The organism is uncultured Reyranella sp. (assembly GCF_945957355.1).
Lineage (GTDB): Bacteria > Pseudomonadota > Alphaproteobacteria > Reyranellales > Reyranellaceae > Reyranella.
In genome coordinates, this window is sequence record NZ_CAMFKM010000007.1 from 62,702 (window position 1) to 83,747 (window position 21,046).

Consider the following 21,046-nt stretch of genomic DNA (forward strand, 5'->3'; position numbering starts at 1 on the left):
GGTCAGTGTGATTCTTCCTCGGCCGGAAAAATTCCAGTCTCCTCGCCCGTCGCCATCCGGCTCCAGTCCAGCTCGACCTGTTTGACGTCGTAGGCCAGCAGCGATTCCCAGTGGCGCTGAAGGTCGCCGGCAAACAGGCCGCGCGTGACGCCGGCCACCACCTTCGGCACGGCGGTCGTCATGGCGTTGATGCTGCTGCCCGAGGGACCGAAGCTCAGGGTCGAGCCGATGCCGAAGACATGAATGTCTGCCAGCCACGGCGCCTGGCCGGGCCTGCGTTCCAGCAAGGCATAGTCGGGGCCGAGATAGGGATAGGCTGCGAGAAGCTCGTCCTCCTCGCCCGGCGGCGGCGTGTAGCGATCCTTCCACAGCGCGATCTTATCGGCGAAGGCAGCGAGTTCGGGACGCTGCGCCACATCCTGGCGGATACCGGTGCCGCAGATCGCATAGTCCGCCACGAACGGGCCGCGCGTCGTTTCGAGACGGATGCGGTCGCCTTCCATGCGGGCATCGGTCCAGGCGCGACCGAGTTCCATGGTGAAGTTCGGGAAGGCCATGACGCGCTCATAGGTGCCGGCCGGGAATCCTTCGCGGGCGGTCAGGATGTTGCCCATGATCCGCCATCGCCATTCGTCGGGCATCTCGCCGATATGCTTTAGGAAGCCGGCGAAGGTGAGCCAGCGATAACGCTGCACGACCGACGGCATGGCGCGGCGCACGAAGAGATGCACGTCGGCGCCGTGCTCGAGCGCGACCGCGGCATTGTCCATGGCGGAGGCGCCGGAGCCCAGCACGGCGACGGTCTTCCCGCGCAGGCGCTCGAAGTCGATCATCTCGCAGGTATGGGCGCGGCGGTCCGGCGGCAGCGCCCGCACGAAATCGGGCATCCACCATTCACCGGTGCCGTCCTGGCCGGTGGCCAGCACCAGCTTGCGCGCCGCCAGCACTTCGCCGGTCGATAGCGTGACCAGCAGGCAGTTGCCGCCATCGTCGAGCCGGCCGGGTTCGATTGCCGTGGCGGCCACGTCGTTGCGCACGGGAATGTCGAGCACGTGGCGATACCATTGCAGATAGTCGTGCCACGCGCCGCTCGGGATGAGATGCAGGCCCGCAAAGCTGCCGGGACCCTTGAGCGCATCGTACCAGGCCTCGAAGGTGAGGCTGGGAATGCCGAGGTCGGGGCCGGTCTGGTCCTTGGGGCTGCGCAGGGTCGGCATACGGGCGAAGGTGACCCACGGCCCTTCCTTTCCCGCCGGCGCGCGATCGATCAGCAGGATGTTGTGCACCCTGTCGCGCATCAGCGCGAAGCCGATGCACAACCCGGACTGGCCCGCGCCGACGATCAATACGTCGAGCGCCGGCTTGCCTCGGTGGAATCGTGGCGTCATCCACTCCGTACGGGGATGTGCGGTCATTTCGAGGTCGCGCTTCACGCGGGCTTCGAGGGAAGAGAGATCGCCTGCTGTCATGACATCACGCCGTCTTCAAGAGCTCCGTGCGCTGCGGATCGAAGTAGGGCACCGCGTCCAGCAGAGTGCGCGTGTAAGCCGCCTGCGGCCGCTGGAAGACCTCCTGGCTGCGCCCCGCTTCGACAACCCTGCCAGCCTGCAACACCACGAGGTCGTCGCACAGCATCCGCACCACGTTCAGGTCATGGCTGACGAACAGCAGTCCAATCCCATCCTCCCGGCGCAACCGGTCGAGCAATTGCAGGATCACCGCCTGCACCGACACGTCGAGCGCGGCCGTCGGCTCGTCCAGGAGCAACAGGCGCGGGCGTGGTGCAACGGCCCGAGCGATGCCCACCCGCGCCTTCTGGCCGCCGGAGAGCTGGTGCGGAAACCGCTCGAGCAGGTCCAGCGGTAGCCCGGCCCGGCCGGCGGCCTCGCGCACCCGCGTCTGCAGCGCCGGCCCGTCGCGCAGCCCTTCGAGCCGGCGCAGCGGATGGGCGATGCTGTCGAACGCCGTGTAGCGCGGATTGAGACTGTCGTTGGGATCCTGGAACACGATCTGGATGTCTCGGCGGCGTGGCGAGAGATGGAACTCGCGCGCTGGGATGCGCGCGATCGATTCGCCGTCGAACACGATGTCGCCGTCGTCCGGATCGATCAGCCGGCAGATCAGGCGCGACAGGGTGCTCTTGCCCGAGCCGGATTCGCCCACCAGGCCCAGGGACCCTCCGGGCGGAATCTGGAACGAGACGTCGTCGACCGCCCGGGTCGGGCCGCCGAACGACTTCACGACATGCACCAGTTCGAGCAGCGGCGGTGTGCCCGGCTTGCGCTCGCGCGGCGCCGCGACGACCGGCGGCGTATCCCGCGCCAGGCCGGGCGGCGCGAGATCGGTCAGGGTCGAATCCCGGGTCGGCGAGGCGGCCACCAGGCGCTTCGTATAGGGATGGGCCGGCGCCTCGAACAGCGCCACAGTCTCGCCCTGCTCGACCACGCGACCCGCTTCCATCACCGCGATCCGGTCGCACCAGCGGGCGGCGAGGCCGAGATCGTGCGTGATGAGGATCATCGCCATGCCGCGTTCGGCCTGGATGCGGGCCAGCAACTCCATGACCGTCTGCTGCGTCGTCACGTCGAGGCCCGTCGTCGGCTCGTCGGCAATCAGCAGCACGGGCTCGCAGGCGATGGCCATGGCGATCATGATCCGCTGGCACATGCCGCCCGACAGTTCGTGCGGATAGGCGTTGAGCCGCGCCTCCGGATCGCGGATCAGCACCGCGCGCAGCAGGTCGAGCGCCTGAGCCCGCGCATTGGCGCGCGACAGCTTGCCGTGGGCGGCCAGCACGTCGACGATCTGCTGCTCCACCGTGCGGATCGGATTGAGCGCCGCACGTGGGTTCTGGAAGATCATCGAGAGCGCGGAGCCGCGCAGCCGCCGCAGGTCGGCGTGTCCCGCATGCGTGATGTCGCGCCCCTCGAACATCACGCGGCCGCCGGTGATCCGGCCGGCGCGGTCGAGCAGGCGCATCACGGCGAGCGAGGTGACGGACTTGCCCGAGCCGCTCTCGCCCACGATGCCCAGGGTCTCGCCGGCCTTGAGCGCGATGTCGATGCCGTGCAACGCCGTGACGGTGCCGTGACGCGTCGAGAAGGCGACCTGCAGATTCTCGACCCGCAGCAGGTCCTGTGTCATGTCCGCATCCGCGGATCGAGGATGTCGCGCAGCCCGTCGCCCAGCAGGTTGAAGCACAGGACCGTCAGCATCAGCGCGAGGCCCGGCATGGCGACGAGCCACCACTTGCCCGTGGTGATGAAGCGCGCGCCCTCCGCGACCATGATCCCCCATTCCGGCGTCGGCGCCGTGACCCCGAGGCCGATGAAGGAAAGGCCGGCGGCGTTCAGGATCGCCCAGCCGAGGTTGAGCGAGATCTGCACCGCCATGGCTGGCAGGATGTTCGGCAACAGCACACGCAGCACGACCGAGAGATGGCTGTCGCCGCAGGCGCGCGCCGCCTCGACCCAGCCGGCATTGCGCCGCACGTTCACCTCGGCGCGTGCGAAGCGGATATAGAACGGCAGGTTGATGACCGCGGTGGCGATGACGATGTTCTCCACCCGGTTACCCAGCGCGGCGACCATGGCCATCGCCAGCACGAACAGCGGAAAGGCCATGAGCACGTCGACGAACCGGCCGACCCAGCGGTCGAGCCGTCCGCCGCGATAGCCACAGAAGCCGCCGATGACGGCACCCATGGCGAAAGACAGGCTGACGGCCGAGACCGCGATCATCAGGTCGAGGCGCGCCGCCCAGATGATGCGGCTCAATATGTCGCGGCCGAGCTGATCGGTGCCGGCGAGATGCGACCACGAGGGCGGCCGCAGCGCCTGCGGCACGTTGGAGGCGACGGGATCGTAGGGCGCCAGGACGGGCGCGAGGATCGCGACCAGGACCAGCAGAAGCGTGCCCGTGGCCGCCAGCGCCGTGACCGGGTTCGAGCGCAGCACGTAGGCGATGTGACGCCCGGTCGAGGAGCCATTGAGGACGAGCTCGCTCATGCGACGGAGACCCGCGGATCGGCGATGCCGTACAGGACGTCGATGGTGACGTTCACCATGACGAAGATCATCGCCATCAGGAGAACGAAGGCCTGCACCGGCGCGTAGTCCGAGGCGAGCAGCGCGTCGAGCGCATAGGAGGCGACGCCCGGCCAGGAGAAGACCTTCTCCACGAGCACGTTGGCGCCCAGCATGGTCGAGAACACGATTCCGGTGATGGTCAGCACGGGCAGCAGCGCGTTGCGCAGCGCATAGGCCACGATGATGCGCAGCCGCGACAGGCCCATCGCGTGCGCGGTGCGAATGAAGTCGCTGCCCAGCACCGCCAGCATCGAGGCGCGCGTCATGCGGGCGAGCGGTGCCAGCACGAACAGCGCCATGGTGCAGGCGGGCAGCAGGAGCTGCGAGAAGGCCGCCATCCACCCTTCCCAGTCACCCTTCAGGGCGAAGTCGATCAGGAAGAATCCGGTGATGTCGGGCGGAGCCGAGGCGAAGATGTCGATGCGGCCCGTTGGATCGGGCGCCCAGCCCAGCAGATAGTAGAAGGCATAGATCAGCAGCAGGCCCGACACGAAGGTCGGCACGCAGGCCCCGAGCGTGCACAGCATACGCACGACATGGTCGATCGCGGTACCCGGCCGCAGCGCCGCCGCGACGCCCAGCGGGATGGAGAACATCAGTGCGATGAACAGCGCCGTGCAGGTGAGCTCGAGCGACGCCGGCAGGCGGCGCGTCATGTCCGATATGACAGGCTGGCCCGTCGTCATCGAGCGCCCGAGATTGCCCGTGGCGACCTCGCCCAGATAACGCACCAGCTGCACCGGGATCGGCCGGTCGAGCCCCATGCTCCGGCGCAGTTCCTCGATCTCCTCCTTGCCGGCGGAGGGGCCGGAGGAGAAGAACACCGCCGGGTCGCCCGGCAGCACCCGCATCAGCACGAACGTGACGACCACCACGCCGAACAGGGCAGGAATCGATGCCAGCAGGCGTCGACCCACCCGGCGCAGGATGCCGGTCAGCAAGGCGCTAGACCCGCTTGAGGTCGCGGAAATCGGCCTGGCGGTAGAACTGGTAGGTATAGCCGTCCACCGATTTGGCCATCACGGCGTCATGGTTGGGCTGCCACAGCATGATCAACGGCGTCTCCGCATTGAACAGCTCGATCATCTGCTTGCAGCCCTCCTCGTACTTCGCCTTGTCCGTCTGGTAGCGGGCGTCGAGCGTCAGATCCTCCATCTTCTTGCTCTTGAAGCTCGCGAAGTTCCAACGCTGGTCGCGCGTGAAGTAGAGATAGAAGAAGTAATAGGTATAGGGCAGCCAGGCGGTCGCGCCGTCGGTGAAGAGCGGCATCTTCTTTTCGGATTCGAGCGTGTTGAACTCGGCATCCGGCTTCTTCTGGATCTCGACCTTGATGCCGATCTTGCCCAGGGACTCCTTGACCAGCGCCGCCATCGGCTCCGCCGTCGCCGCCTGGCCGGCGGTGAAGGCGAAGGTCGTGGAGAAGCCGTTCGGATGCCCCGCCTCGGCCAGCAGCGCCTTGGCCTTCGCCAGATCGGTCTTGTTGGGAATGGCCTGCGGGAAGCTCGCATCCGGCGGCACGGTGGTCCAGGTCGCGTCGTAGAGCTTGGTGCCGCGACTGAAGATCGCCGCCTTGTACATGTCCTCGTAGGGCAGGGCCATGGCGACGGCCTGGCGGACCTTGAGATTGTCGAACGGCGCCATCTGCGTGTTCATCGAGATGTGCGTGAAGCCGTTGGTCTGCGGGATCGACACGACCTTGGACTTGGCCGATTTCTCGATGGTCGGGAGATCGCTGGCCGCCAGATCGATGGCGAGGTCGGCATCGCCGCGCTCGATCAGGTTGGCGCGCGTCGCGGCTTCCGGCACCGTCTGGATGATGATGCGCTTGAAAAACGGCAGCGCGCCGCCGGCGCCGCCGACCCACTTTTCATTGCGCCGAAGCACGGTGCTCTCGCCCGGCTTGTGGCTGTCCACGATGTAGGCACCGCTGGCGGCGGTGTTCGTCTTCATCCACTCCATCGCCCACGGGTCGTCGGCGGTCGCAAGCTTCTTCGCCAGCTTGCTGTTGATCATGATGGCGTAACAGACGCAGAGGTTCGCGAGCGCCAGCCGGTCGGGCTTCTCGAGCGTCACGGTCACGGTCTGCGGATCGACGATCTTGAACTGATCAGCCTTCGTCAGCGAGCCGGTCGTGAACTGCGGCGCCGCAAGGGACTTCGCCGTGACATGCCGGTCGAGCGACCACTTCACGTCTTCCGCCGTCACCGGCGTGCCGTCGTGCCAGGTCGCATCGCTGCGCAGGGTGATGGTGATGACCTTGTTGTCGGGGCTGATGCTGTAGGACTTGGCCAACTCGCCACGGATCGTGTCGGGATCGAATGCCCAATTCTCACCCACCTTCTTGCGGCCGAAGCTGAACAGCCGATCATAGACGTTCATGCTGAGGCCGAATGCCTCGCGTGTCGCGCCGGGCATTGTCGTGTCGAGCGTGTTGATGGTCGCGCCCGTCACATAGCGCAGAGTCTCGGCGCGGCTCTGGGCCGCCGCCGGAAACGCGCCGCCCGCCAGAAACGCTGCACCCGCCGCACCCTGCAGAAGAACTCGCCGCTTCATATCGCCACCATTCATCGGATGAAAGGACGCCGTCCGCAGATCCCGTGTCATCGCCCAGAAGCGCCCCTCGACGCTCCGACGATGACTGCACCCCCAAATGCCGACCCGTCATCACGGGTCGCGAAACGCGAACAGTCTTTGCGGCTTCGACGCAATTCCCATGCCACCGAAATGGCTACCGGAGGCTAGCGGTTCGCGCGGGCGACGGCGGCGTTCAGCAGGAGGTTGGCGCCGGGCACCGAGCGCGTGAGCTCGATCGCCTCGTTCACGTTATGGCTGATGCCCTCGAAGCAAGGCGTGAAGATCATCGCCGTCGGTGCCATGGTCGCCACCGCATAGGCATCGTGACCGGCCTGGCTGCGCATCTCGCGGTAGGGCAGGCCGAGTTCCTTCGCGGTTGTCTTCAACAGTTCGATGCATTCCGGGGCGAACAGTTCGCTTCCCCAGCTCCAGCCTTCCGCGACCTCGATCTCGACATTCGCCTTCTTCGCCGCCGCCGCGATCGCGGCATCGACCTCGGCACGCATCGCCTTGAAGCGGTCGGCATCGATGTGACGGAAGTCGATGGTGAGCTTGACCTGTTCGGCGTAGGTGCCGGCCAGGTTGGGAAAGCTTTCGATGCGGGTCGTCGTGGTGCGGCCTTCGTCCGCGGCATAGGCCAGGCCGATGTCGTTGACCGCGGCGATGACGTAGCCGGCGCCGACCAGCGCGTTGCGCCGCTGCGCCATCGGCGTGCCGCCGGCATGGCCGGTATCGCCGTTGATGGTGAGCCGCAGCGCCTGGGTCTTGTAGCCGCCGACCACGATGCCGACGTCGCAGCCCTCGCGGTCCAGCACCGGCGCCTGCTCGATATGCAGCTCCAGATAGGCGTCGAATTCACGGCCCACCGGCGCGGAACCGGCATAGCCGATCTCGTCGAGCGCCTTCTCCACCGTGATGCCGGCATCGTCGGTGGTGGCCAGCACGCTCTCCAGGGTCAGCACCTTGGCGAAGGCCATTGAGCCCATCATCGGCGGATTGAAGCGTGCACCCTCCTCGTTGGTCCAGCAGATCACCTCGATACCGCGCTTGGTCTGAAGGCCGCGATCGTTCAGCGTGCGAACGACCTCGAGGCCGCACAGCACGCCCAGGATGCCGTCGTAGCGGCCGCCGCAGATCTGCGTGTCGAGATGGCTGCCGATCGCCACCGGCGGCAGCGACGGATCGGTCCCCGGCCGGCGCGCGAAGATGTTGCCGAGACGATCGACCTCGACGGTGCACCCTGCCGACTTCGCCCACTCGACGAACAGGTCGCGCATCTGCTTGTCCTCGGCCGACAGAGCCAGGCGGCGCAGGCCGACGTCGCGGAAACGCCCGATCTCGGCCGATCGTTCGAGGCTGTCCCACAGGCGCTCGGGGTTGACCTCCAGGACGTTTGCGACCATGCGGCGCTCCTTTTGCATGCGGCTTTCTGAACAGGCGATGGCATTCTACCAAGAAGCATGCCAGCCCTTCGAGAGCAGTGACCCCTCATGGACAACGAGTACGATTACATCATCATCGGCGGCGGCTCGGCCGGCGCGGTCCTGGCCGCACGCCTGAGCGAGGACCCGTCGCTGCGCGTGCTGCTGCTCGAAGCCGGACGCGACTTCCGCACCGCCGAGACACCGCATCACCTGCGCATCCCCAATCCGCTGCGCGCCATCGGCGACGACAACTACCGCTACCCGAAGCTGATGGCGCGCCGCACCGAGCGGCAGGAGCCGAAACTCCTGTGGCGCGGCCGCGCGATCGGCGGCAGCTCGACCATCAACGGCCAGATCGCCATCCGCGGCATCCCCGGGGATTTCGAGGACTGGGCGTCCATGGGGGCTGCGGGCTGGGGCTGGGAGGCCTGCCTCCCCTACTTCCGCAAGCTCGAAACCGACGTCGATTTCGGCGATGCGCCCTATCACGGCAACCAGGGGCCGATTCCGGTCTATCGCGCGCCCGTCGATCAATGGGGCACGGTCGACCGCGCCCTGAGGGAAGCCGCCCTCGGCCTGGGTTATCCATGGTGCGACGACCACAACGCCCCGACGGGCACGGGCGTCTCGCCCTACGCGATCAACAGCCGGCAGGGCCTGCGCATCTCGACCAATGACGGCTATCTCGAGCCGGCGCGCGGCCGCGCCAACCTCACGATCGTGGGCGAAGCCGTCGTCGACACGCTGCAATTCGAGGGCAATCGCCCGCATGTCAGCGGCGTTCGCGTGAACGTCGGTGGTGATGCGCGCAATGTTCGGGCCCGCCGCGAGGTCATCCTGTCGGCCGGCGCCATCCATTCGCCGGCGATCCTGCAACGCTCCGGCATCGGTCCGCGTGACTGGCTTGGTGCGCTGGGGATCGAGGTCGTGGCCGACCGGCCGGTCGGCAAGCACCTGCTCGATCATCCGATCCTCGGCCTGATGCTGGACCTGCGCGACGATGCACGGGTGAGCACGCTGATGCATCGCCACACCAACTGCTGCCTGCGCTATTCCTCGGAGCTCGCGGGCGCCGGCGTCAACGACATGATCATGATCGCCGGCAACCTGCGGCCGGAGGAGGATGGCGGCACAGCGCGGGCGCGCCTCGCCGTCTCCGCCTTCCAGGCCTTCAGCGAAGGCACGGTCCGCATCACCACCCGCGATCCTTCGGTCGACCCGCAGGTCGACGAGCGCATGATGTCGGACGAAAGCGACCTCGCCCGCATGCGCGACGGCGTGCAACGGATGCGGGACCTCTGCCTGCAGCCTGCCTTCAAGGCGATCTCGACGCGGGTCGCGTACGGCACGACGGGACGCTCGATCGATGACCCATTCGAGCCTCAGGCGCTCGACGATTGGATGTTCGCCGAATGCTCCGACGCCCAGCATGCCAGCGGCACCTGCCGCATGGGCGCGGCAGGCGATCCGCGCTCGGTGGTCGATCCGGAATGCCGCGTGATCGGCGTCTCGGGGATGCGCGTCGTCGACGCCTCGATCATGCCGACCGTCGTGCGCGCCAACACACACTTCACGACGGTCATGATCGCGGAAAAGATGGCGGACGAGCTGAAGCGATCCCGTCCGCAGAGCGGTACCTAGCCCGGGAGTGCCTTCGACCGGGCGCGGTTCTGGGCGTCGGTGCAGTTCTGGCCCTTGAGCGGAGCGCGGATCTTCCAGCACATCGTCTCGTCGTCCCTGGTGACGCCGGAGTTGCAGTAGAAGACATCCTTCTTCTTCTGCAGCCAGACGCCGCCCGGAACCGCCGCCTTGATCTCATAGCTGTCGGCCAGCAGATCCGACGTCGACAGGCCTGGTTGCTCCTGGTGCTGCGACGCACATGTCGCTTCACCCGGCATCACCGAAGATTGCGGCATGACTGCAGATTGTTGCGCGACCTGCGGGCCGGTCGTCTCTGTGAATCCGGCCGTCTGGGCATATGCAATGGCGGCAATCGATAAAACAGCAGCCACCACACCCGAAACAATGAATTTCGTGTTCGTTTCCATGTGTCTAGACCCCAGATTTCCGAGCCGGCGCCCCACGCGCCGACCGGAACTCGTTACTCACTTCCCACATTCTATAATTGCATCATTACAGCAACCTTTCAAGTGGCATTCCCGATGAAAGAATATGCAGGGTCAGGCAAGGCTCTTGGAGGCGATCTCGAAGACGTCGCGCGACAGGCCGGGCTCGGCGACGATGCGCTGGAGTTCGCGCTTCATCAGATCCTGCCTGATCGCGTCGTAGCGGCGCCACGAGCCGAGGGGGCCCAGCAGCCGGGCCGCGATCTGCGGGTTCAGCCTGTCGGTGGCGAGGACCTGGTCGGCGAGAAAGCGATAACCGGCGCCCCCGGCCTGATGGAACTGCACCGGATTGCCTGACGCGAAGGCGCCGATCAGCGAATAGACGCGGTTGGGGTTCCGGCGGTCGTAGGACGGATGGTCGACGAGGCGCTTCACGCGCTCCAGCGTTCCCTCGGTCGGCGTGCGCGCCTGGATGCCGAACCACTTGTCGAGGACCAGCGCCTCCCCCTTCCAGCGTTCGTAGAATGCCGCCAGCGCCGCCTCGCCTTCGGCGCCGCCGAGCTCCGCCAGGACGGTCAGGCCCGTAATGGACTCCGTCATGTTGCCGGCGCCCTCGAAATAGGCGACCGCCCGCCGCCGCGCCACATCGCCCTTGTCGGTCGACAGATATGAAAGCGCCGTGCTGCGCAGGCGACGACGTCCCACCTCCCCGGGCGTGAAGCGGTAGGGACCGGACGCGTGGTTGGCGTCATAGACCGAGCCCCAGCGGTCCGCGAGCTGGTCGGACAGAACCGAACGAACGCGCTGCTGCACGGCCCACAGCCCGTCGATGTCGATCTCCGGCATCAGCTCACCCAGGAAGGCGAGACCGGGCAGCGTGACGGCGTCGGCGATGAAGGAGCGGTCAAGCCGCTGGTCGTCGAGCGTACGGCGGATGGCGTCGACGAAATGGTCCGGCACGACCATCGGCTTGTCGGCCTTGCGCGCCTCGACAAGCTCGAGGATCAACCGGGCGGCGAGCTGCTGGCCGGCTTCCCAGCGCGCGAAGGGATCGCTGTCGTGCGCCATCAGGAAGGTCAGTTCGTCGTCCGAGCGCGGTGCGTCGAGCTTCACCGGTGCGGAGAAGCCGCGCAGCAGCGAGGCGACCGGCGCCTCGGGTATATCCTCGAAGACGAAGACATCGCGCGTGTTGCGGACATCGAGCACGCGTGTCGTGCCGCCCGCCGCCGCCTCGCCAGCAAGCTTCAGTGGCAGGTCGCGCCCGGCGCCATCCAGCAGCCCGACGGCGAGCGGGATGTGCATCGGCTTTTTCTCGGGCTGCCCGGGTGTCGGCCGCAGACGCTGGCCGACCGTCAGCGTGTAGCGCTTGCCGGCCGCGTCATAGCTGCCCTCGACACGGACGTCCGGCGTGCCGGCCTGCGCGTACCACAGGCGAAACTGCGTGAGATCGACGCCCGAGGCATCTTCCATGGCGCTCGCGAAATCGTCGCAGGTGACGGCCTGGCCGTCATGGCGCCGGAAGTAGAGGTCGATGCCTTTGCGGTAGCGTTCGGGTCCCAGCAGCGAATGCATCATCCGCACCACCTCCGCCCCCTTCTGGTAGACGGTCGCGGTGTAGAAATTGTTGATCTCGATGTACGAATCGGGCCGGACGGGATGGGCCATCGGCCCGGCATCCTCCGGAAACTGGCCGGCGCGCAGACGGCGGACATCGCCGATACGGGCATCGGCGGCCGAGCCCATGTCGGCCGAGAATTGCTGGTCGCGGAAGACGGTCAGCCCTTCCTTGAGCGAGAGCTGGAACCAGTCGCGGCACGTGACGCGATTGCCGGTCCAGTTGTGGAAGTATTCGTGGGCGACGACGGCCTCGATCGAATGATAGTCGAGATCGGTCGCGGTCTCGGGATTGGCCAGCACGAGCTTCGAGTTGAAGACATTCAGCCCCTTGTTCTCCATCGCGCCCATGTTGAAGTCGTCGATGGCGACGATCATGAACGTGTCGAGGTCGTATTCGAGGCCGTAGACATCCTCGTCCCACTTCATCGACTTCTTGAGCGATTCCATCGCATGGCCGCAGCGCCCGACGTCGCCGGGGCGGACGTAGATGCGCAGCGTCACCTCGCGGCCGGAGCGCGTCGTGAATCGGTCCTCGAGGCATTCGAGCGGCCCCGCCACCAGCGCAAACAGATACGACGGCTTTGGAAATGGATCTTCCCACCGGGCGAAGTGCCGGCCGTCTCCGAGATCGCCGCTGTCGACCAGATTGCCGTTGGACAGCAGCACCGGGGCCAGCGCCCGGTCGGCCACGATGCGCGTCGTGTAGCGCGCCATCACGTCCGGCCGGTCGAGGAAATAGGTGATGCGGCGAAAGCCTTCGGCCTCGCACTGCGTGCAGAAAAGATCGCGCGACTTGTAGAGGCCCGTCAGCTCGCTATTGTCCTGTGGACGAAGGCGCGTGGTGATCTCGAGCGCGAAACTCTCGGGAACACCGCGAACGGTCAGGGTCTCCGGCGTCACCTCGTGGGCCGCCGGCATGCCGTCCAGACGGATCGACACGAACTCCATCTTCTTGCCGTCGAGGATCAGATCCGCAGGCTGCGACGGCGCCGCCGGATTGCGCCGAACGGCCAGTCGCGCGACGACGCCGGTGGTCTCCGTCCCAAGCTCGACATCGAGGTCGACGGTTTCGATCAGGAACGGCGGCGGCGTGTAGTCGACACGTCGAATCGTCCCAGGCTGCGTGGTCATGTCCTTGCTGATATCCATGGTTTCTCCATACGACGGCCGCGCCGCTCGACGAAATCGCACTTGCCCCGGTGACGGTTGGCCGCAATCCTGAGGGATGGAAGGCGACCTTCCCACGGGAATCGCGCGCTCTTGGCACGGCATCGTGCCGCAAACCCGCCACATGGCCTCTTTAGGCCTACTAGCCGGCTTCTCTTGGATGCGGATGACGATTGGAACTTTGGCAACACGGACTTTCGGCGTCGGATTGGGACTGCTGCTCCTGTCCGGCTGCGACGTGATGCGCGCGGCGCGCGACGATCTCGCGAGCCTCAGCGCACCGAAGCCGCCGCCGCCCGCAGCCCCCGTGCGCAAGACCGCGCCACAGCCGGTCGCTGCCGCACGGCCTGCGAAGCCGGTAACGGCCGCGGCCGCGGCTGATGTCGCGGCGGCACCTGCGCCGGCCACCACAGCGGCACCGGCGCCGGTGCTAACCGGCTATCGCGAATCCGAGTTGCGAGCCCTGCTCGGACCGCCGACCAGCGTGGAGGATCGCCCTCCCGGCAAGCAGTGGCGCTACCGCAACGGCAAGTGCACTCTCGACATCCAGCTCTATCCGGATGTCGAAACCAAGCAGTACGGAACCCTCGCGTACAAGGTGAAGAGCGATGACGACACAGACGAAGGACGACGCCTCTGCCTGGCCCAGCTCCAATCCCGGATACAGGCCGGACGCTGAAGGTGACGCCGGGGTCGAAACCGGCCGGCGGGTCCGCATCGCCTTCGTGGAGGACGATGACGATTTCCGCGAGGCCGCGAGCGGCGAACTCGGGGACTACGGCTTCGACGTCGCCGCCTTCCGCGACGGCACCGGCCTGGTCGAATTCCTGGAAACGGCCGGCGACATCGAGATCGTCGTCCTCGACTGGGGCCTGCCACGCGTCTCGGGCATCGACCTCCTGCCCAAGCTGCAGCGTGCCGGCATCAACCTGCCGGTGGTGTTCCTGACGGGACACAGCGAACCCAACTACGAGCAGCTCGCGCTGGATCGCGGCGCCATCGACTTCGTCGACAAGTCGCGCGGCGTGCCGATCCTTGCCCGCCGCCTGCGGCTCATCGCGGATCGCGTTGACAAGCCGATGTCGGCAGACGGCGAAGGCAATTTCCATTGCGGCCGGCTGTTGCTGAAGCCCACGGTCAGCCGCGCCTTCTGGGACGAGACCGACCTCAATCTGACGGTGACGGAATTCAAGATCGTGCATACGCTTGCCGCCAACGTCGGCAGCTATGTGAGTTACCGGGCAGTCTACGACTGCATGCACTATGTCGGCTTCATCGCGGGGAGCGGTGAGAATGGCTACCGAACCAACGTCCGCTCCTGCATCAAGCGCATCCGCAACAAGTTCCGGGCCATCGATCCCGAGTTCGCCGAGATCCAGAACTACCAGTCGTTCGGCTACCGCTGGGGCAAGGACTAGAGCAGTATGAGTTCACGCCACCTCGGTAGATCCCGTCGTCTCGACCGGAGCACCGAAGGTGCGGAGTGGAGAGACCTTCTCTCGACCACACGCCGGCAAATTGTAGAGAGAAGGTCTCTCGACTCCGCGCTGCGCGCTCCGGTCGAGACGACGGAGCCTCTCCATGGCAAGCCTTAGGCCAAGTCGCGGACGCCCGGTGCTGCGCCGGCTTGCCGCGTCGCTCACGCTGAAGCTGGTGGCGCTGATCGGCCTGTTCGTGGCGCTGCCCATCGTCCTTTATGGCCAGTTCGAAAGCGCCGACGGCCAGATGCAGGTCCTGGTAACGCGCGCCGTCCAGGACCGCAGCGCGTTGATCGCCGAGGCGCTGACCCCGGTGCTGCGCGAGACGGACCCGTCGGAGCCGATGAACCTCAACCGCGCGCTCGAAAGGTATGCGAGCAGCGGCACGGTCCTTAAGCTGATGTACCAGCCGCCGGCCGCGCGCACGGCGAGCCGCTTCTACCTGGTGGCGTCGGCGCCACCTCTGGCACCGGAGGCGGTGACGGCGGAACTGGAGGAACTCGGCCAGCGCGGTATCCTGCAACGCCTGTCGGAAGCCTGTACCTGGAACGCCTCCGACGAGATGCGCTACAGCCGTTCCGACGGAACGGTCGAGCTGCTGACCTCGATCGTCCCGATACGCGTCCGCGGCAACTGCTGGATCCTGACGACCACGCACGTCGCCTCGGATTTCCTCAACACGTCGATTGGCCGGCCCTACTGGCAGACGCGCGAGATCCGCATCGCCGCGGCGATCTATCTGGTCGGCGCCTTGCTGGCCGTGCTGGTGGCGCTGGGCATCCGTCTCAGCCTGCGCCGTTTCCGCAACGTTGCGGACGAGATCGCGCTGGGCCGAGCAGCCGACGCGACCTTCGTCCAGCGCAACACCGTTCCGGAACTGTCGGGAGTCGCCCGCGACTTCGACCGGCTGGTGCACGAACTTCGCCGCGTGTCGCGCGAGATCCGCCAGTCGGCCGAGGATAATGCGCATTCCTTCAAGACGCCGCTCGCGGCCGTGCAGTCAGCGCTGCGTCCCGTGCGCCGCGCCGTGCCGGAGGACGACCAGCGCGCCCGCCGCGCGCTCGAGATCGTCGACTCCTCGCTGGCGCGACTGCTGAACCTGGTGAATGCCGCCCAGCGTCATGACATGGGGACGGCCGACCTGATCGATGCGCCGCGCGTGCCGGCCGACCTCGCGCTGCTCGTCGAGGATGCGGCACGACACTCTCGCGAAATTCTCGCAGCCCGCGACATCGGCCTCGTCGTGAAGCTCGATCGCGGCGCCATCGTGCGCACGGCGGCAGGCATGATGGAGATCGCCCTGCAGAACGTGCTGGAGAACGCCATCAGCTTTTCGCCCACCGGCTCGAAGATCGCCATTTCGCTACGCGTCTCCGCCGATACCGTCGAATTGACGGTCGATGACGAGGGGCCGGGCATCGACGCCGAGAAGATCGACAGCGTCTTCCAACGCTACTTCTCTTTGCGCCCCGAGGATGGCATAGGCAGCGACCGCGCCGTCGAGCATTCGGGCCTCGGGCTCTGGATCGTGCGGCGCAACGTCGAGGCATTGGGTGGTCAGGTCGTCGCTGCCAACCGTCCCGGCGGCGGGCTGTCGATCAGGATGGTGCTGCCGCGGTTCGTCATTCACTAGCCGGCTTTCGAAAGGTCAGGAGATCATGAGCGCCGTCACCGCAGCCAAGAGAGTGAGCACGCCGCAGATCCGCGCCCGCAAGGGCGGCGAGCCGATCGTGTGCCTCACCGCCTACACCACGCAAATGGCGCGCTGGCTCGATCCGCATGTCGACCTGCTGCTGGTCGGCGATTCGCTGGGCATGGTGGTCTACGGCTTCGACAGCACGCTTCCCGTCACGCTCGACATGATGATTGCCCACGGCTCGGCCGTGATGCGCGGCTCCAGTCGCGCCTGCGTGATCGTCGACCTGCCCTTCGGCAGCTACCAGGCGAGCCCGGAACAGGCCTTCCACAGTGCCGCACGCATCATGTCCGAGACCGGGGCGAGCGGCGTGAAGCTCGAGGGCGGCGAAGTCATGGCGGAGACAGTGCGCTACCTCGTGCAGCGCGGCATCCCGGTCTGCGCCCATGTCGGGCTGATGCCGCAGGCCGTGAACGTGGCCGGCGGCTTCAAGGCCACCGGACGTTCCGACGAGGAAGCCAGGCAGGTGACGCGCGATGCCGAGGCGATGGCCGAGGCCGGCGCTTTCGCGATTGTGCTGGAAGGCACGCTGGAACCGGTGGCCGCCGCCATCACGAAATCGCTGCCGATCCCGACCATCGGCATCGGCGCCTCGCCGGCCTGCGATGGCCAGATCCTGGTGTCGGAGGACGTGTTCGGCCTGTTCAGCGATTTCACCCCGCGGTTCGTGAAGCGCTATGCCGACCTTGGAGTAAAGATCTCCGAAGCCGCCGCCGCCTATTCAGCCGACGTGAAGGCTCGACGTTTTCCCGCGATGGAGCATTGCTTCCTGCCCAAATCCGGTGGTCAATCCAGACCGTAAGGGAGGAATCAACCGGATGGAGAGTTTCGACTACGTGATCGTGGGTGCCGGCTCGGCGGGCAGTGTGCTCGCGAGCCGGTTGAGCGAGGATCCCAACGTCACGGTCTGCGTGCTCGAGGCCGGTCCACGCGACTGGCATCCCTTCATCCATATCCCGGCCGGCTTCATGTACACCCTGGTCGATCCCAAGGTGAACTGGCTCTACAAGTCCGAGCCCAGCGAATGGACCGGCGGCCGCGCGATCGCCGCGCCGCGCGGCAAGACTCTGGGCGGATCGAGCTCGATCAACGGCCACATCTACAATCGCGGCCAGCGCCTCGATTTCGACGGCTGGGCGCAGCGCGGCAATCGCGGCTGGGGTTATTCAGACGTGCTCCCCTATTTCCGCCGCAGCGAACACCGCATGGCGGGCGATGCCGATCCGACCTTCCGCGGCCGCGAGGGTAACCTGCCGATCACCGATCTCGAATGGCGCGATCCCCTGTGCGAGGCCTTCATCGAAGGCGCGGTGGAGCAGGGCATCCCGCGCAACCCCGACTATAACGGCACGAAGCAGGCGGGCGTCAGCTACGTCCAGCGCATCATCCAGAACGGCCGCCGGGTCAGCGCCGCCCGCGGGTACCTGCATCCCGCCATGTCGCGGCCCAACCTCACCGTGCGAACCCATGCGCAGGCGACGTCGATCATTCTCGAGGGCAAGCGCGCCATCGGCGTGCGCTATCGCAAGGGCGGCCGTAACGGCACGCCGATGGAAGTCCGCGCCCGGAAGGAAGTCATCCTGAGCGGCGGCACGGTGAACTCGCCGCAGCTCCTGCAGCTCTCGGGCATCGGACCTGCGCCTTTGCTGAAGTCGCTGGGCATCGAGGTGAAGCACGAGTTGGCGGGCGTCGGCGAAAACCTGCGCGATCACTACGCGCCCCGCTTCGTCGCGCGCGTGAAGAACGCGACCAGCATCAACGAACGCTCAAAGGGATTGCGCCTCGCCGGCGAGGTCCTGAAATACGTCACGACGCGCAAGGGCCTCCTGACACTCAATCCGACGCTCATCTACGTCTTTTGGAAATCCGACGAGAGCATCGAGAACTATGACCTGCAGCTCACCTTCACGCCGGCGAGCTACAAGGAGGGCGTGCAGTCGACGCTCGACGATTTCCCCGGCATGACCATCGCTTCGTGGCAGCAACGCCCGGATTCGATCGGCTACGTTCGCGCCCGCTCCGCCGATCCGTTCGAGCATCCCATCATCCAGCCGAACTACCTGGGCGCCGAGAGCGACCGTCGCGTGCTGTTGGCGGGCATGAAGCTGGCGCGGCGCCTGCTGGGCTCGAAGGCTCTCAGCAAATATTACGATCGTGAAGAGTTCCCTGGTGCCGAGAAGCAGTCGGATGCCGACCTGATGCAGGCCGCCAAGGAACGCGGCACCACGACGTTCCATCTGATGGGCTCCTGCCGCATGGCGCCCGAGACCGACCCGACCGCCGTCGTCGACGACCAGCTCCGCGTGCGCGGCATCGAGGGACTGCGCGTGGTCGATGCCTCGATCATGCCGACCATGCCGTCCGCGAACCTCAACGCCTCAGTCCTGATGATCGCCGAGAAGGCGGCCGACATGATCCGCGGCAAGCCGGCGCTCGACGCCGTGATGCTGAAGGACTGATGGCCGAAGAGGCCGCCATCGACGCCCTCTCCGCGCTGGTCCCGGCGACCCTGCGCGCCCTGCACGCCATCGAGTTCGCGGCGCGCCATCTGTCGCCGCATACCCTGCCGCAGATCCTCGAAACCCTGGCCGGCCGCAACGACGATCTCGCCCCGGCCCTCGCCGGCTCGCGCGCCCTCGATTGGCCGGGGCGGCTGGCCCCTGTGCGCGACCATCTGGAACGGGCGGCGGTGTTTGCGGGTGAGGCCATTTCCGGATTGCTTGTTGCCCCTGAAGCGGCGCAGCCCATCGTCGCCGCCTATCGCGCGCTGCGGGGCTATCCGCGGGCCTGCGAGGCGCTCTATCCGCTGTCACCCTATCTGAGACCCATCGGCAATTTCTTCCTCGAACAGTCCGCGCGCGACGATACCGATCTGCAGGCGCGTCTGGCCGCGTCCGACCCGACGCGCGAGGGGGTGGGCTTCATGCACATTGCCGGCCCGTCCGGCACGCGCGGCGCCTTCTCGCTCTACGTGCCGGAGTACTACGACCCGGCGAAGAGCTGGCCGCTGGTCGTGGCGCTGCATGGCGGCAGCGGCAATGGCGGCGCCTTCCTGTGGAGCTGGGTGCGCGAGGCGCGCACGCGCGGCTTCATCGTGCTGGCGCCTACGGCATCCGGCGCCACTTGGTCGCTGATGGAGCCGGAGATCGACGGGCCACGCATCGATCGCATGGCCGAGGACGTGGTCAACGACTGGAACATAGACACCACGCACCAGCTTCTGACCGGCATGAGCGACGGCGGCACCTTCACCTATGTGATCGGCCTGCGCGGCGATTGCCGCTTTACCCATCTCGCGCCGGTCTCCGCGAGCTTCCATCCCATGCTTATGACCTTCGCCGATGCCGACCGCGTCCGCGACCTGCCCGTCCATATCGTGCATGGAACGCAGGACTGGATGTTTCCGCCGGAGATGGCGCAAGGCGCGCAGCGCGCGCTGCAACAGGCCGGCGCCGATGTGATCTATCGCGAGATTGCCGACCTCTCGCACACCTATCCGCGCGACGAGAATGCGCGGATCCTGGACTGGTTCCTGCCGGCGCGGACTTAGGGGCGACGCCCCTCATCCACACCGACCGGTGAAAGAACGCCGGTCGTGACCGGCGGCAGCGGCGCCTTCCCCGCGAGCCGCAGGGTGCGTTCCAGCAGCAGTTCGTAGATCGGCCGTCCGCCCAATGCCTGCGATACGGCATTGGCCGTCACGCAGGTCACGATCAGCGGCAGGATGAGCGCGTAGCCGCCGGTCAGTTCGGCCGCCAGCACGACGCCGACCAGTGGCGCGCGAATAGAGGCGGAGAACAGCCCGCCCATCGCGGCGATGGCGAAGGCCGCGCCCGTCAGCGGCGGCAGCGGCACGGCCATCTGCAGCAGCGATGCCGCGATCAGGCCCACCGTGGTGGCAAGCGTCAGCAGAGGCGCGAAGATGCCGCCGGGGACACCCACCGGATAGCTCACCATGACTCCGACGAACCGCAACAGGCAGAGCAGCAGCAGAATCTGGATCGGCAGGTTGGCGTTGACGAGGCCGGGAATCAGCAGCTCGCCGCCTCCAACGGCCAGAGGCAGCACGAGCGCCAGAGCGCCGATCGCAGCACCGACCACGAGCGCCGGCACGAACGGCACCTTGCGAAAAGTAGCCGCCACCCAGTCGAGCAGGAAGAGCAGCGTGCGGTTGAAGACGATGCCCAGTCCGCCCAGGAACACGCCGAGCACGAGGAACGCCGGCAGCATCGACAGCGGCATCTCGGCATTGTCGAGCTTGAGCTGCGGCGCGGTACCGCCCACCAGTTCCATTCCGACGGCGCTGGCTGTCGAGGCGATGATGACGGCGGTATAGGAGCGCAGCGTGTAGCGGAACTGTTTGCGCGTCTCTTCGATCACGAAAAGGATCGCGGCCAGCGGCGCATTGAAGGCCGCCGCGAGGCCGGCCGCCGCACCGGCGGCGAGCAGGCCGCGCAACTCCGCCTCCGAGAGCTTCATGCGCTCCGAGACGGCCTGCGCGATCGACGCACCCATGTGGATGGTCGGACCCTCGCGGCCCGCCACGAGCCCGGACGACAGGGCCAGCACGCCGCCAACGAATTTCACCGGCAACACGCGCCGCCAGCGAACGTCGCGCAATCCTTCCATCGCTCCTTCGATTTCCTGGACGCCGCTGCCGGCCGCCTCGGGTGCGACAAGGCGCGTGAGAAAGAAAGCCGCGACCAGTGCGACGGCGGCAATCGCGGCGGCGGCCGCAAAGGTGAGAGCCCCGTGTCCGAGGTACGCTACCAGCCAGGACGGCCACCGGACCAGCGTATCGACGACGAGATGGAAGGCCGCGCCCAGGACACCGGTGGCGAGCCCGCAAAGGCCTGCCAGAAAGTACAAGGCGCCATCGGAGATCGATTGCTCTGTCGGCCGATCCCCTGAAGTCACACAAACCCTCCCACGGTGC

General features: G+C 66.8%; 16 protein-coding genes. 7 read left to right on the forward strand and 9 right to left on the reverse strand.

What is annotated here, in order from left to right:
* Positions 1-2: 2 nt before the first annotated feature.
* The 6 genes from Q0Q48_RS13485 to Q0Q48_RS13510 form a co-directional block, all read right to left on the reverse strand.
* Positions 3-1,469, reverse strand: coding sequence for an NAD(P)/FAD-dependent oxidoreductase (locus Q0Q48_RS13485; protein ID WP_295138383.1), 1,467 nt, complete (start codon positions 1,467-1,469; stop codon positions 3-5).
* Between the two features lie 4 nt (positions 1,470-1,473).
* Positions 1,474-3,144, reverse strand: a complete 1,671-nt coding sequence (locus Q0Q48_RS13490; protein WP_295138385.1) for an ABC transporter ATP-binding protein — start codon at positions 3,142-3,144, stop codon at positions 1,474-1,476.
* Positions 3,141-4,007 (reverse strand): ABC transporter permease, encoded by an 867-nt coding sequence (locus tag Q0Q48_RS13495; protein WP_295138387.1) that lies wholly within the window; start codon positions 4,005-4,007, stop codon positions 3,141-3,143. Before Q0Q48_RS13495 ends, Q0Q48_RS13490 begins: the two co-directional genes overlap by 4 nt.
* Complete coding sequence (locus tag Q0Q48_RS13500) at positions 4,004-5,029, reverse strand: ABC transporter permease (protein WP_295138389.1); 1,026 nt, start codon at positions 5,027-5,029, stop codon at positions 4,004-4,006. The genes Q0Q48_RS13495 and Q0Q48_RS13500 overlap by 4 nt, the downstream gene beginning before the upstream one ends.
* A gap of 4 nt (positions 5,030-5,033) precedes the next feature.
* Positions 5,034-6,641 carry an ABC transporter substrate-binding protein gene (locus Q0Q48_RS13505; RefSeq protein WP_295138391.1) on the reverse strand — a complete coding sequence of 536 codons (1,608 nt, stop codon included), beginning with the start codon at positions 6,639-6,641 and terminating at the stop codon, positions 5,034-5,036.
* Between the two features lie 185 nt (positions 6,642-6,826).
* Positions 6,827-8,065, reverse strand: coding sequence for a Zn-dependent hydrolase (locus Q0Q48_RS13510; protein ID WP_295138393.1), 1,239 nt, complete (start codon positions 8,063-8,065; stop codon positions 6,827-6,829).
* Positions 8,066-8,152: 87 nt separating this feature from the next.
* On the opposite strand from Q0Q48_RS13510, the gene Q0Q48_RS13515 reads away from it, so the two are divergent.
* Positions 8,153-9,727: a GMC family oxidoreductase N-terminal domain-containing protein gene (locus Q0Q48_RS13515; protein ID WP_295138395.1), complete on the forward strand. Its 1,575-nt coding sequence runs from the start codon at positions 8,153-8,155 to the stop codon at positions 9,725-9,727.
* On the opposite strand, the gene Q0Q48_RS13520 is transcribed toward Q0Q48_RS13515, so the two are convergent.
* A complete protein-coding gene (locus tag Q0Q48_RS13520) occupies positions 9,724-10,134 on the reverse strand; it encodes a hypothetical protein (protein ID WP_295138397.1) in 411 nt (136 codons plus the stop codon). The genes Q0Q48_RS13515 and Q0Q48_RS13520 overlap by 4 nt on opposite strands.
* Before the next feature lie 132 nt (positions 10,135-10,266).
* The gene (pepN, locus tag Q0Q48_RS13525; RefSeq protein ID WP_295138399.1) at positions 10,267-12,918 is read right to left on the reverse strand and encodes an aminopeptidase N; all 2,652 of its coding nucleotides are present in this window, start codon (positions 12,916-12,918) and stop codon (positions 10,267-10,269) included.
* A gap of 199 nt (positions 12,919-13,117) precedes the next feature.
* On the opposite strand from pepN, the gene Q0Q48_RS13530 reads away from it, so the two are divergent.
* From Q0Q48_RS13530 to Q0Q48_RS13555, 6 genes are all read left to right on the forward strand, one after another.
* Positions 13,118-13,615: a hypothetical protein gene (locus Q0Q48_RS13530; protein WP_295138401.1), complete on the forward strand. Its 498-nt coding sequence runs from the start codon at positions 13,118-13,120 to the stop codon at positions 13,613-13,615.
* Positions 13,545-14,354 carry a response regulator transcription factor gene (locus Q0Q48_RS13535; protein WP_295138403.1) on the forward strand — a complete coding sequence of 270 codons (810 nt, stop codon included), beginning with the start codon at positions 13,545-13,547 and terminating at the stop codon, positions 14,352-14,354. Before Q0Q48_RS13530 ends, Q0Q48_RS13535 begins: the two co-directional genes overlap by 71 nt.
* A gap of 163 nt (positions 14,355-14,517) precedes the next feature.
* Positions 14,518-16,047 carry an ATP-binding protein gene (locus tag Q0Q48_RS13540; protein WP_295138405.1) on the forward strand — a complete coding sequence of 510 codons (1,530 nt, stop codon included), beginning with the start codon at positions 14,518-14,520 and terminating at the stop codon, positions 16,045-16,047.
* A 25-nt stretch (positions 16,048-16,072) separates the two neighbouring features.
* Positions 16,073-16,912 (forward strand): 3-methyl-2-oxobutanoate hydroxymethyltransferase, encoded by an 840-nt coding sequence (gene panB, locus Q0Q48_RS13545; protein ID WP_295138407.1) that lies wholly within the window; start codon positions 16,073-16,075, stop codon positions 16,910-16,912.
* 16 nt (positions 16,913-16,928) lie between these two features.
* Positions 16,929-18,569: a GMC family oxidoreductase N-terminal domain-containing protein gene (locus tag Q0Q48_RS13550; protein WP_295138409.1), complete on the forward strand. Its 1,641-nt coding sequence runs from the start codon at positions 16,929-16,931 to the stop codon at positions 18,567-18,569.
* Positions 18,569-19,660: a phospholipase gene (locus Q0Q48_RS13555; protein ID WP_295138411.1), complete on the forward strand. Its 1,092-nt coding sequence runs from the start codon at positions 18,569-18,571 to the stop codon at positions 19,658-19,660. Before Q0Q48_RS13550 ends, Q0Q48_RS13555 begins: the two co-directional genes overlap by 1 nt.
* Here the strand turns inward: Q0Q48_RS13555 and clcA are convergent.
* On the reverse strand, positions 19,657-21,027 hold the full coding sequence (clcA, locus tag Q0Q48_RS13560) for a H(+)/Cl(-) exchange transporter ClcA (RefSeq protein WP_295138413.1): 1,371 nt from the start codon (positions 21,025-21,027) through the stop codon (positions 19,657-19,659). The two genes, Q0Q48_RS13555 and clcA, sit on opposite strands and share 4 nt — an antisense overlap.
* Positions 21,028-21,046 lie beyond the last annotated feature (19 nt).